Annotated in this window: 6 protein-coding genes; all 6 read right to left on the minus strand. The window is 35.7% G+C overall.

Annotation, left to right across the window (positions count from 1 at the left end; translation table 11 throughout):
* Window positions 1–6 precede the first annotated feature (6 nt).
* Window positions 7–1,455, minus strand: coding sequence for a glycosyl hydrolase family 16 (locus tag FAF07_RS07555; RefSeq protein ID WP_142784523.1), 1,449 nt, complete (start codon window positions 1,453–1,455; stop codon window positions 7–9).
* A gap of 12 nt (window positions 1,456–1,467) precedes the next feature.
* Window positions 1,468–4,656, minus strand: coding sequence for a glycosidase (locus FAF07_RS07560; RefSeq protein ID WP_142784524.1), 3,189 nt, complete (start codon window positions 4,654–4,656; stop codon window positions 1,468–1,470).
* 603 nt (window positions 4,657–5,259) lie between these two features.
* Entirely contained in the window at window positions 5,260–6,612 is a 1,353-nt protein-coding gene (locus tag FAF07_RS07565) for a hypothetical protein (RefSeq protein ID WP_142784525.1), read from the minus strand.
* A gap of 18 nt (window positions 6,613–6,630) precedes the next feature.
* Window positions 6,631–8,202, minus strand: coding sequence for a RagB/SusD family nutrient uptake outer membrane protein (locus FAF07_RS07570; RefSeq protein WP_142784526.1), 1,572 nt, complete (start codon window positions 8,200–8,202; stop codon window positions 6,631–6,633).
* 10 nt (window positions 8,203–8,212) lie between these two features.
* Complete coding sequence (locus FAF07_RS07575; RefSeq protein ID WP_142784527.1) at window positions 8,213–11,314, minus strand: SusC/RagA family TonB-linked outer membrane protein; 3,102 nt, start codon at window positions 11,312–11,314, stop codon at window positions 8,213–8,215.
* A 232-nt stretch (window positions 11,315–11,546) separates the two neighbouring features.
* Window positions 11,547–14,366 (minus strand): helix-turn-helix and ligand-binding sensor domain-containing protein, encoded by a 2,820-nt coding sequence (locus FAF07_RS07580; protein ID WP_246067804.1) that lies wholly within the window; start codon window positions 14,364–14,366, stop codon window positions 11,547–11,549.
* Between the last annotated feature and the right edge of the window lie 3 nt (window positions 14,367–14,369).

The raw sequence follows: 14,369 nt of genomic DNA on the forward strand, positions 1-14,369 counted from the left end.
TCTTATTTATTCCTTATAGAAGTAAATATTATCTAGTATGAAGTCTGGACCGCCTGCCAAAATAATAGCCCCCAAGTTGTTTTTTTGAGTGTCAAGACCTGCATTTAATGGAATGTCAATAGATGTCCAAGATCCAACTGTTAATCCTGTTGCGTCAAATCTTTTGTCTTTATCATCACCATCAGGGTTCCCTGTAAAAACATTAGTTTCAATCTCACCATTTGCTCCAACATCTCTTATTTGTATATTAATACTAGTTCCTACTTTCTCTGAATAAATATCGATATGCAAGTGTGTTAAAGTTGATGCGTCTACTGTGTTATTAAAAACAATACCTGTGAAATTGTTATTTGTATATAACTTTACCTTCTGACCTGTTGGGCCAATATCAGCTGTTTGCGTAGTTGAGCCTCCAAAACCTGGATTAAAACTACTTTCAGTTACTGAAGTATAAGCATCGCTATAAATAGACTTAACATTTGCAGCTGGTCGTGTTGGCACCGGAGCTATTGCCAGAGCACCACTAGATGTTATCGTTAGAGTACCTTGAGCCTTAATGCCAGCTAACTCAGCTGTTATTTCTGTAGTTCCTACGCCATTAATACTTATTATTCCTTTCTCATCTACAATGGCAACATCAGTATTAGACGATATAAAATTAAAATATCCAGGTGCCGCGGTAACTATTATATCTCTTCCGTCGACATTATATTTTGGTTGTAACCCTGATGCTGAAAGATCAATTTCACTTCCTGTAAATGTTTGTAATACCGCATCTTCTCCACCTAATATAATTGGTCTTGGTTGAGAAACCGATCCTACTTTTTCAAATTTAAGTTCGTCTATCCAAAAGGTATATCCCATCCCACCAGTACTTTGTGATCCTGCAGAAAAAAGAAACATTCCTTTTTCTTTTAATAATTTGGAAGCATCAGGAATTGGAATAATATATTTTTTCCAATCTGTAGATAGTTGAATATTTTGCGTCAATGCCGCATACTTGTCTTCAACAACACCTTCTGGAAAATCATCCCCAAAAGTTGTCCCAAAACCTACCTCGCCAACTGTTGCTGTGGTAGAGCCTTTTGCCCAAAACGTAAGGGCATTATAACTAGTTAAATCTCTTCCCTCACCTCGGTCTCTAAAGATACCACCTATATAAGTTCCCACAGGATCCACACTAGAAGGAACATCAATTCTAATAGATGAATTGCCTTCATAAGACACATTATCATCCACACCAAATCCGTCTACATTAGCACCCGTCGCAGGATCAAATGACACAAAGAATTGATCCGTAAGTCCAACAGGATCATCAGTAAATATTTCGGCAGTATTTCCAAATGTGGCAAAAACTGCTTCATCAGATAGTTCTCTTTCACAACCTACTACCATTGTAAAAATGCAACCAAGTAGGAATATCATTTTTGTATATGTAAATTTTATATTTTTCATTTTAATCTTGTTTTATTTACCAATATTGATGTGTACATAAGTTCTAATCTCCCATTCGCTTCCATTACCAAATCCTACAGTACTAGTTGGGGGTATTGCTGGAAACGTATTTGGTGGAACAGCATTAGGTGAATACCTAGGTGAATTTTCGTTTAACGATCGCCACATACCACGGATACCAATTTTAGTATCTGGAAGAATAAACCAGTCTGGTTTTCCTATTGATGTAGAAATATCAATCATATTTTGAACTGGGAACGTCAGGTTAAAATCACGATGGTAATCAAAAGGTCCCCAATCATTAACCTTAAAACCATATTCTATTTTCCAACTTCTGTAAATCATTTTAATGTCTCCACCAAAGCGTTCTATGGTTCTATCACTATCACCATTTGCTTGAGCGTTACCGCCATACATGTTTCCAATTATGCCTAAATCTGGGCTTACCTTAGAAACGATACGGGTGCTTATTTCCCAAAGGTCTTGTGAAGGAGCAGATTGTGGGAAAGCGAAAAAGGTACGATTCGCTAAAAACCCTATAGCTGCGTCTTGTGCTGTTGGATGATGACGATATACAAAACCTAGGTTGAAAGCAATTTTTGCATCCTCCGAGCGGTCGTTATCCCACTCATAAAACCAAGATCCTGGTGTTGGATCAAAAGTTAAGAGTAGTTCCCCCGCTGTAGTTTCCCTGTTACCTCTTACAGCAAACGGATCATCTATAAAGTTTCTTAATCTTCCTGGCGCATTTATATCATTAGGCATTGGAGCCACCAAAGGTTTCTGCCAAAGGAAGTTTGGTGCTATCTGCCAGTTACCTGTAGTATAAGTAAAACCAGAAAGCACATTGGTTTGGTTACCACTTCCCGAATCTTTTAGTTTCCAACCTGTAAATGTTCTTGTCGCATCAGCACCACCATTGGCTACTAAGCCCATGTAAGCTCCTTGCGCATACCAGTTAAACCTTCCTTTTTCAAAAGTTATTTTGGCTTTTCCACCCCAGTTATCATCTGAGTTAATTATATCTTGATAAACTACATAGTTTCCTGATTCACCAGTTACATCTTGAAACGTGCTTCCATTTAATGGGTTACCACCCCAAATACCACCCAAGGAAATGCCAAAGGCTCCAAAGTCTCTTTCTAGAACTACGGTAGCACGTTCTGTAGGCCATGGTGGTATAACACCACTTCGAACCTGATTAGGATCAAGAACTCTTCGTCCATTTGCATCGAAATCTAAGCCTGTATCCAAATCTCTGTGATAAATACCTGTGATGTCCCAATGACTCAAATTCGTTCGATACTTTAAAAGCACGGTTGGATTAGCTCCCCACCATAATTGTGGGCCAAATGCTGCCTTAAGGCCTTCTAACGACCCTTTTCCATCAACCTCCATTCCCAATATCTCACCATTATAAATATCTAGGTTGGGACCATAATTAGCTTCTGGATATAAACCAAAGAAATCTCCCTCGTAGCCCCAATGGTAATGTCCGGTTCTATAAAAACCTCTTACATCTGCATGTTTAGTATTCCACTCAAACTCTGCATTATAAACTCTTATTCGGTTATTATCATTAATAACAATATCCTCGCCATTTGCATTTACAACAGTAATGGGGCGTCCAACATTCTCATAAAAAATCTCATTAATTGGATTTTGCGCTACGTTACCAAGAATATTAAAGTTTACTTCTGCTCGCATATTCGAGGTTGGGTTTCCTTCTACACCAACATAATAAGACTGCATATGATCAAACCCTAATTTGTTTGGAAATGATTCTAAATCCGGATCCTCGTTTTTAGGAGTTGTTATTAAGCTTCCGCCAGTATTAAAAGTTGTAAATTCAGCTCTTAAATTACTTAGTCTAATTTTATCTGAGCCTTCGGCTTTTAGAGCTGCCTTGTCCCCTCTGGCTTTTAAAACAGCATCCATTAATTTAATATTATCAAAATGATTCCTTACAAATTCTGCTGTTACACCTTCTCGGTATGGGTTAAGTTGATGCGCTTCTTTTAAAGCATAATAGGCTGCACGAGGGTATAGATCGTAAAGTCCTCTTGAGCTAGTTGGTCCTTTCGCACAGATACCAAACCATTCTTCATTCATGTTATTTTCACCAGAAGCCAAATCAATAGCGTAACCTCCATTAGCCCAAGAGGCATTACTATCATGTAAATCTGCATTTTCTCTATCATCAAATCCATATTTCCACCAGCCATCACTAAATTGAAAGGTAAATCCGCCAATTGAATTTTCTTCTTTTCCTAAACCAGCTGCATTTTCATAAATCTCTTTCCAATTGCTTACCATATAATAGGCTTGCGATTTTTGATCTTCCTTGTTTTCAATGGCATTAAAAGCATCAGCTCCAAACTCTGTAAACATTAAAGGTATATTCAATTTTTCTTTCACAACTTTAAACATATCTGTAAAAGAAGCACCACGATAAGTGTTTGTTCCATAAATATCAATGTCTTTACATTCTTCTGCAACAATATCTATAAATAAGACATCCCCATTACATATCGCTACTGGGTGAGATGCATCCATAGATTTCATCATTTTTGCTGCATCATTCATGAGTTTATACATCGGTCTTCCCCGTAATTCGCCTACAGCATCAATTTTTTCCTGTCCATCAGGAAAATCCTCAGTTTCCGCGCCAGCCCAGAATAGACCATAGTTATTTTCATTACCGAGCAAGTACATTAATAAGCCCGGAGTATCTTTATAGCCTTTCACTAACTCCTCCATTTCGGCAATTAGAAACTCTTGAGTACGAAGTTCAGAATAGATTGTAACTGGCGTCCAAACGCCATCAAGCGTTAAACCATAACGTCCGAAAGAATGATTAAGCATAGTGTAGATTCCATAGTTCTCGTATATATACCGGATCCATTTTGCTGGAACACCCGTATATTGACGAATGACATTAACATTCATGTTCTTTAAAAGTGACATTTCATTATCAAGCGCTGCTTTGATTATATCATCGGACTTTTTCCAGAAATTAGCATTTACGGTATTGGTTCCAATAGGAATATAATCCCAGTTCATACCATTGATCATGAAGTCTTCTCCATTGACCACTAATTTCATGCCCTCTTCATTACTTACAACAGATACTTTATTGGTTTGCGACCATACAGTAATTGTAAATAAAAAAAGTACCAATCTTAGAAAATTATTTTTCATATTGTTATTTGATTTTAGTGAGTCTTCTTTAAAAAATGCAGATGGTTTAAGGCTTGAGCACTAATTTAACCGCAACACTTTTAGAGAATTATAAATTTAGTCTGTTTGATTATCAAATTAGCAAAAAACACCGCTACAAAAATCATACATCGATAAGGATTATCCCTTTTTTTGCGAGAACAGCAACATTTACAGTGTTTTAACGATAAATAATGATTTTTTTAAACCTTTACAATTTTAGATTTTGATTTAATGTTGTGGTCTTGTATGGGTAAAATAAGCGTGTGTTGTATATTTTTCCTTTTAGTTTGTCGTTTATTAAACTCTGCAAACTATGTAAACTACTTAGTCATAGCGTTTTTTAATATGATATATTTTTATAAACTTGTAGGGCATGTAATATTCCTCTTCTCTAGCTTTTAAGTCGAAGGTCAACTATTCTAGCTACTTATGGTTACGTGATTTTATTTATAATTAGATTAATTTGAAGAGTTATTCTTAAATGAAATAGTCATTTTTTTTTTGAGCATGCGCTAACAATACCTAAATAAAAAAGGAGGAGCATGAAACCTGCTCCTCCTAAGTAATATATAAATATTGCAATTACTGCTTCACTAGTCTAAATGACCAGAATCCACCACCTGCAATTTCGATATCTAACTCTAAAGTGTTTCCATCAAGCGCTGCTATATAAGTAATTGAATCTGCCGCTTCAGAAGGAGACCCAATCTCTGCGCCATTAATTACCTTAGCTAAACCTAAGAAAGCACCTTTACCATCAATAGTGATCGTTCCAGCAGCTTCATTATAAGTATATGTTGCTGTTGCCGTACCATCGTGCGGGAATACTGGCGTACCACAAGCCTCAGGATCTGTTCCTTGCCAGCCTTCTAACCAAGTCTGTGTTCCTAATACGTTTTCGAATGTTCCGTCTGCATTAAAGACGTATTCATCATCAAATAAACAATCTCTTGTTGCAACATCTTCAATAGCACTTGACCACCAAGATACATTGTCCTTTCCTGGACCAACACCTAAAGCTCCAGCTTCTGGTGCTAATTTCCAAGTACCAACTATAGATGGTACATCTTTTACCAATCTAAATGACCAGAATCCACCACCAGCAATTTCAATATCCAACTCCATAGTATCGCCATCTATAACAGCTAAATAAGTAATTGAATCTGCAGCTTCAGAAGGAGAGCCTATTTCTGCTCCATTAACCACCTTAGCTAATCCCAAGAATGCTCCCTTCCCGTTAATAGTAATGGTTCCAGCTGCTTCATTATAAGTATATGTTGCAGATGCTGTACCGTCATGTGGGAATACTGGAGCGCCACATGCTTCTGGCGTTGTTCCTTGCCAGCCTTCTAACCATGTCTCAGTTCCTAATACATTTTCGAACGAACCGTCTTCATTAAAAACATAACGATCATCAAATAAACAATCTCTCGTAGCTACATCTTCTACAGCACTTGACCACCAAGAGACGTTGTCCTTTCCTGGGCCAACTCCCAAAGCCCCTGCCTCTGGAGCTAATTTCCATGCCCCTTCTAGTGGGTTACCCGATCCAGTTGGTATAGCAGGCGGAATGTATTCTGTTATAGTAATTTCTTTTGTAATTGATACATCTGCATTCCCTGGAAGAGCAGCTGTCACAGTAATATTATAAGTAGAATCTTCATTTGGGAATTCATACCTTACCATAGGCCCACTGGTTTGAAATACATCATCATCGGCAGCAGTACCATAATCAACTGTGTAAACAATGGTATTGTTATTATTAACTGTTGTTGGGACAACGCCTATCTCAGTACCTTCCAGGTTTAAAGTTGCAATAACAAAATCCAGACCAGCAATCTCGTCCATTTCATTATCATCATCATCACATGATATTACCATGCCTAAACATAGTACGGCAATTAAGTAGAATCCTTTTTTAAATATATTTTTCATTTTTTTGTTTTTTTAGTGTTATTGATTATTATATCCTGGGTTCTGACCCCATCGTTCTGTGGCATTTGCCAATTCTAATTCGACTCTTGGAATTGGAAATAGTTCATTTTTGCCAACAATAAATGTTATTGTTTCAAAATCTTCAGGTTTAGATGCGTTGTAGGCATCAAAAGCTGCTTTAGCTTCTCCTGTTCTAACTAGATCGAAGAATCTGTGTCCTTCACCAGCTAGCTCCTTACGACGCTCGCTATAGATAGCATCTAAAAGAGCCCCTTCACTTGACGTATAGTCCTGGCTCGTATCACCATAGGCACGCGCTCTCACATCATTTAAATAATCCTCTGCATTAGCACCACCGCTTTGAGCTTCTGCCTCTGCAGCCATTAATAATACATCTGCATAACGAATGGCTCTATAATTGTTTAAATGTACCAGTTCAGCTGTACTAGCATTACCTGCTTTATCGCTCTTTCTTGGCATATACTTTTTGTTATAAAACCCGGTATCTTCCCTAGGAGCAGAATAATTAGAATTATCGCCATTCTCCTTAAGGTCCCTTAAATCGAAAATAGTGGCGTCTCTCCTCATATCGTTGGCATCATAGGTATCATAAAGTGCTTGTGACGGAAGAAAGAAACCCCATCCTGTAGCAAAAACATCATCACTGAATGGCGATCTCGGTCCATTAAACTGAACAAAATAAGATCCTTCACTACATTGTAAACAATCCCAACCTGCACCTTCTACATTTGTGTATTGAATTTCAAATACAGATTCTGAACCGTTTTCTCCACTAGCAGTAAAGAGGTTCATATAATCATCTCCTGTAGTTAAACTGTATTGATTACTTGAAATAACCTGATTTAAAACGGTGGCAGCATCTGCAAATTTGCCGTCATATAAATATGCTTTACCTAACAACGCCTGGGCCGCACCCTTAGTTGCCTTATAAGGCAAATCTTGAGTTATCGGTAAATTCGGGATGGCTTCTTTTAAATCTTCTTGTATAAGCCCATAAACTTCGGCAATACTTGCTGTTCTTTCAAGTCTAAATTGATCTCCGGCTAAGATTTGCTCATCAACAATTCTTTTTACACCGTCACGCTCTTCAACTTTTAAGGGTACATTACCAAAATATTTTGCTAACTCGAAGGTGTAATAGGCTCTTAAGAAATAGCCCTGAGCAATAATTTCCTCTTTACCTGTAAAATCTAGTTTACCTTTATTTTCTAATAAGTAATTGGTACGATTGAGTCCGGCATACATTAACTGCCAAATGCTTCTTAATTGTTCCTCATCATCAGGACCGTGAATCATAAAATTCACATTTTGAATCACTGGTTGATCATAATTAAATGCATCTCCTCCAGATCCATAATCATCTGAAGCAGAAACAGCAATTGTATTATTCCAAAACGTTGCCTGCAATAAATCATATGCACCAATCAATGCATCTTCGTACTCTTCAGCAGAGTTAAAAAAATCGGCTGCATCTGGTCCAATCGGGTCGATGTCGACAAAGTCGTCGCATGATCCTAAAGTAACCAACAGCGCCAACACTGCATACTTTAAAATTTTAATTTTCTTCATAACTATTTTTTTAAAAATTTAAATTAACACCTAGCAGATAAGAGGCTGCAACAGGGTAAAAACCCTTATCTATACCATTTCCTATTGGTCCCCCAGAACTAGCCGAAGGATCGTATCCTTTATAATCTGTAATGGTAAAAATATTATTACCAGAAAGATAAAAACGCAATTTATCTATACCTGTACTTTTAAGCGCATCTGGATTAATAGTGTAACCCAATTGCACATTCTGTAAACGCACAAATGATGCATCCTCCACCACAAAATCTGAAAACAGATCAGTATTAATAGAACCTCCAGATACAGCTCTTGGCACTGTATTACTCGTACCTGTACCTTGCCATCTGTTTAAGATATAATCACCTCTATTTGCGAATAAATCTTTACGCTCATAGTCTCTTACCATATCATTTCCTAATGATGCAAAGGCATTGGCACTAAAATCGATATTCTTATAGCTAAAACCAATATTAAAGCCCATGGTTACATCTGGAATTGGGTCACCAATATTTGTTCGATCCCCATCATCAATATAACCATTTTCGTTAGTATCCACAAATTTTAAATCTCCCGCAGCTGCTCCGGCATGATATACATTATCATTTGCTGTAGCTCCTGTATTTAATGCATCTATTTCCGCTTGAGTTTGATAAATACCATTTGTCTTATATCCGTGGAAATATCCAAGAGGTAAGCCTACCACCATACGAGAGATTCCAGTTTGACTAATCCCAACTCCGAACTCTCCACCAGTAGGAGGCAGATTTCCGTTTAATGAGGTAACCTCGTTTTCTAACACTGTAAAATTAAAGCTAGCATTGAATTTAAAGTCTTCTGAAAAGTTATCATCATAACCTATCTTGAATTCAAGTCCACGGTTTTCAACAGTTCCCGCATTAATAAATGGTTCAGAAGATCCTGGAGCAGATGTTCCAAGTGTTCCTGATGATTGTGGAGCAATTAATAAATCTTTTGTCTGTTTTTTAAATGCATCAACCGTCAAACTTATCTTATTGAATATCCTAGCATCAAAACCAATATTTGCCGTTTCTTGCTCTTCCCATTTTAAATCATTGTTACCAAGTTTACCGGCAGCAACACCATTTGGTAAATCATCTACCGTGATAACAGAAGGGTCTCCAGAATCGATTGTAGCTTCTCCATTTAGTAAGGTTACATAGGCAAAATCGCTAATTCTATCGTTACCAATAATTCCATAACTTGCTCTTAACTTTAGAGAGTTTATCCAGCTACTATCTTCCATGAAGGCTTCATCCGATATATTCCAACCAATGGATCCAGACGGGAAATAACCAACATTATTACTGTTTTCTGAAGAAAACCTAGAAGATACGTCTCGACGTAACACACCAGATAATAAATATTTACCCTTATAGCTGTATTGCACTCTTGTAAAAACTGAAGATAAACGCGAATCAAATTGATCTGCCCCTAAGGCTTTAGCTGCATCGGAAATCCGATTTGTTATAACACCTTCTACTCTATTTGAAATATAATTATTAGCAAAAGCATCTGCTACTGAGTTGCTGCCATTTCTTAATATAGTACCTCGCTCACCGTAAAAATGACCTCTCGTTCTTATAAGTGAACCACCTAATAAAATTGTAAAATCATGATTTTCACCAAATGTGTTTGTATAATTAATATAGTTGTCCCATGTATAATCTGTGTATAAATCACTGAAATCCTGAACTTCATTTTCTGCTCTATTATTAGACTTACCATTTCCATAATCTACTATCGGATCAAACACGTCGTTTAATACATTGGCATAGTTGATTTGAATTTTAGAAGTCACTGTAAAATTTTCTAAAAAGGTATAGTCTAAACCTAAAGTACCACTAAACTTATCTACTTTGGTTGTATTATACGTATTGGTGATTTGAGCTAAAGGGTTTATAATTTCTATTTGAGAAATATCGTTAGCTAGTGAATAATCTCCGTTTTCATCTCTTACTTGTAAGTCTGGGTTTATATTTACAGCACTATAAAGCACCGAGCCTATACCGCCTTCAGGTAAGTTGTTTTTCTTGGAATTAGTATAGAGACCTGTAGCAGACAATTTAAGGTTGTCTAAAATATCATATTGATATCCTAATCTAGCCGTGGTTCTTCTATAATTTGATTTACCAACACCGACTATACCGTCTTGATCTAAGTGCGAAATACCGAAGGTGTAAGCCGATTTTTCTGTTCCACCGCTTCCGCTAAAATTCATATTAGATATAACCGCACTTCTAAATACTTCGTCTTGCCAATCTGTACCTTCTTGTGGATACACAAAATATCTTGTTTCATCAGCTGCATCATTGACATAAATTGCAAAATCTGTAGGGTCTAACAAATCGATTTTATTGCTCGTTGTTTGAACACCTGTATAAGCATCAAACTGAAATTTTAATTCTGAATTCTTTCTACCTGTTTTGGTAGTAATTAAAATAACGCCATTTGCACCTCTTACACCATAAATACCAGCTGTGGCATCTTTAAGTACGTTAATGGTTTTAATGTCATTTGGGTTGATAACCGATAAATCTTCTATAACATTACCATCTACCAATATTAAAGGTCTGTTATCTCCATTGGTTGTGATACCACGTATTCTAATGTTAGAGGCCGCACCAGGAGACCCAGAGGAAGAGGTCACATTAACCCCAGAAATTTGACCTTGCAAGGCTTGTTCAACACGTTGCGGGTTTAGTTTTTCAATAGCCTCAGAATCTAGAACTGCCACAGCACCTGTAACCTCCTTTTTCTTTTGGGTACCATAACCAACCACGACAACTTCGTCTAATTGTGCAAGATCTTCATCTAATTGAACTGTTAAATTAGTGCCATCACTAACCAGAATTTCTTTAGTTAGGTAGCCAACGTAACTAAATACTAAGGTGGATCCTGCTTCCACATTTTGAATGGTAAAACCACCGTCGAAATCTGTAACGGTTCCTGTCGCCGTGTTTTTAATAATTACATTCACTCCTGGTAACGGAAATCCAGTATTGTCTTGCACGTTTCCGCTTACGTCAACGTTTTGTGAAAAAACATTTGCAAACAAGAACAATGTGAGAACTGTTAAAAGCTTTTGTTTCATTTTAAGTTAGTTTATTGAGTTTATGTAAAAATAGAAGTTGTATTAAAAGAATTCACATTTTGAACCTCAACAAAAAACATACATGACAAAAAAAACCTTGTGTTATTACGTAAAATGCAAGTTCATAGCGTATATATTAACATATTCGAGAGTAATGCACCACGACATCAAAATACTAAAAATGGACAATGTAGTGGTAATGTATAGGTAATTATTCGTTTTGTAGCGTTGATTATATTTCTAAAATATAATGCGTCAGGCTAGATTCGTGAGATAAACCAATTTTCTTACGTAACCTGTAACGTTTCACTTCTACACTTCTAGGAGATATATTTAACAAAGGGGCAATTTCTTTTGACGATAAGTTTAACCTAAGATAAGCACACAGTCTTAAATCATTTGAGGTTAATGATGGGTGAAGTGTCTTTATTTTTTTTAGGAAATCTTTGTCAGCATTATTGAAGGCTTCCTCGAAAGTATTCCAGTCATCCGTATTATTTAAGTTACGATCAATTATTTTAATAATGTGTTTCAGATTTTTACTGTCCTGAGCGTTTTGAAGTTCTGCCTTGATGCTATGTAAAAATTCATTCTTTTTTATGAGACTCATAGTAGAGATACCAAGTTCCCTATTTTTGCTATCAATATCTTGTTTTAGTTTATCATTATTAAAACGCATTAATTGCTGCCTATTCTCTAATTCCTGAAGCTCTAATTCTCGCTGTGTTTTAAGTAATAACTTCTCTCTTTGTTTTTTATAATATTGTTTGTAAATATTGTGCATTATTAAAGAGAACAACAGTATAGATGCAATATAAAATGCTATGGCCAAATTAGATAAATACCAAGGTGCCTCAATTGTGAAACTATATTGTTCTGTATTTTCCGTTAATTGATTACCTATACGTCCTCTAACATAAAATGTGTAATTACCATGGGGTAGGTTTTCATATAATTTACTTGGCTGTGTTGACCATGGACTCCATTCATTAAAGATACCCTCTAACTTATACTGATATTCCGCCACTAGAAATTTATTATATTCTGGGATGCTAAAGTTGAATTTTACGTTGTTTTTATAATTATCGAATTCGCCATTTTTAGTTTTATTTACAATTTCAGCTCTATAACTTTTATGATAAGAGCTTACTGTAATCGTGTTTATACCTATTTTAAAGGATTTATTATCTTGATTATTTAAATCAACAATAATATAGCCCGTAGCTGAACCATAAAGATATCTGTTGTTTTCTAAGTGTGAGTTATTCTCATAACCCGAAATATCATTACGTAAATAGCTGGGTAAAGGGATATGGCTAATTTTAGGGGTATCGCTTAGGTTTCTAGGATATATATAATTTAGACCAGATTCTGAAAATGCCCAAAGCTTATTCGATTTTGTATCACTTACTAGTTTTCCTGTGGTAAATTCATCCGTTTTATAGAGCTGACTGTAAAGGCTATCTAAAACAAACTTATTTTTAATCGAGTCGTATTTATATACCCCATCTTTATGAGCATAAAAGATATTGCCTAAGTATTTTGCTAAGCTCGTTTTTAATCCCTTTTTGACTGAGTTTTCTTTTGTAGTGTTTAATACTCTTGAATAGTCATTCGAAAATTTTAGATTAAATACGCCACGGTTTTCATGACTAACTAAAAGATTAGTATCATTAATAAATTCAAGGTACCTGCTTGATATATTAAATTCTTCTATATTGTTTCTGAATGACCACACGTCATTCTTATATTCCAAAATACTTAAACCACTATAGTTCCCTTGTAGTATTAAATTTGGATTATTTGGAATTGTTTTAAAGTTCCAAGTTCCTTCTGCATCATAAATCTTTTTAGCTACTGTATCTTTTATAATAAAGGTTCCTGAGTGATGGCCACAAAAAATAGTATCATTGATTTGAGTCAACTCCCATACCGCCCCTTTTGTTCCTTCTATAAACGTAAACGCTTCATCTTTGCCATATTCTTTGTAAAATAAGCCTTGATTGGTACCTATATACAGATACTTATTACTGAGCATGGATATATTAACCGCACCTATTTTACCCTCTTTGTCATTGTAGATAGTAAACCTTGATTTTATATTGAGACAATCTACACCGTTCTCTAACCCCAACCAGATGTTATGATCCACATCTTCAAAAAGAGCAAGTACGGTATTACTACTTAAGCCACCTGTTTTATTTATACTCCTGTTAATATTACCTTCTGAAGTAAGATGAAAAACACCATTAGAAACAGTACCAAGTATAAAACTGTCATCTTTCAATTTTATGCTACTATAGATTCGAAATTTGGATAATAGGTCATTTGCTGGAATTTCCCATTTTAAGAGCGTGCCATCTTGAAGTATGTAAAACCCAACGTCTTCAGTTTGAAATAATAATTTATTGTGATGATTAAAAACGTTTACTACTAAGTTATCCTTAAAGATATCATGATTGGAAACCAATTGTGCTTCTCCATTTACAATCTCGTATACGCCATCTCTTGTTTTTTGGAAATAGATACTATCATCAACTTTAAAGATTCTATATAGGTTGGTATCTGAATTGATAACTGAATATGAATCTTCATTTTTATTGTACAGATATATGCGTTTTAAAGACTGAAAAAGAATAAAATCATCAATACCAATAATTTTCCAAATCTCTTCACCATCTAAAAAAGGAACTTCTAAGTTTTTTGAAATAGTGTTATAGACTAATAAACCAAAATCATTACGTTGCCAATATCCAAACTCCCTATAACTCCCTGTATATACTTTATTATCAAGTACGGCTACAGATCTCACATTGCTTTGATCTGAAATCGTATAGAGCGACCATTTGGCACCATTAAATTCTAATAAACCCTTATTATTGGCGGCGTAAATATATTTGTCATCAGATTGAGAAAAGGCCCAATTTTGGTTTTCTCCACCGTAGTCTATAGGTGAATAGGATTGAATTGGGGGGTGTTCTTGTGCATAAACTAAATTCGCAAGTTGTAAACTAAATAATATTAAGATTAATAAAAATTTCTTAAAATTCACGGC

Origin of the sequence: Changchengzhania lutea (assembly GCF_006974145.1) — a bacterium.
Lineage (GTDB): Bacteria > Bacteroidota > Bacteroidia > Flavobacteriales > Flavobacteriaceae > Changchengzhania > Changchengzhania lutea.

Excerpts from the sequence above, each read along its gene's own strand:
- FAF07_RS07555 (WP_142784523.1), bottom strand. The coding sequence starts at position 1,455 with ATGAAAAATATAAAATTTACATATACAAAAATGATATTCCTACTTGGT.
- FAF07_RS07560 (WP_142784524.1), bottom strand. The coding sequence starts at position 4,656 with ATGAAAAATAATTTTCTAAGATTGGTACTTTTTTTATTTACAATTACT.
- FAF07_RS07565 (WP_142784525.1), bottom strand. The coding sequence starts at position 6,612 with ATGAAAAATATATTTAAAAAAGGATTCTACTTAATTGCCGTACTATGT.
- FAF07_RS07570 (WP_142784526.1), bottom strand. The coding sequence starts at position 8,202 with ATGAAGAAAATTAAAATTTTAAAGTATGCAGTGTTGGCGCTGTTGGTT.
- FAF07_RS07575 (WP_142784527.1), bottom strand. The coding sequence starts at position 11,314 with ATGAAACAAAAGCTTTTAACAGTTCTCACATTGTTCTTGTTTGCAAAT.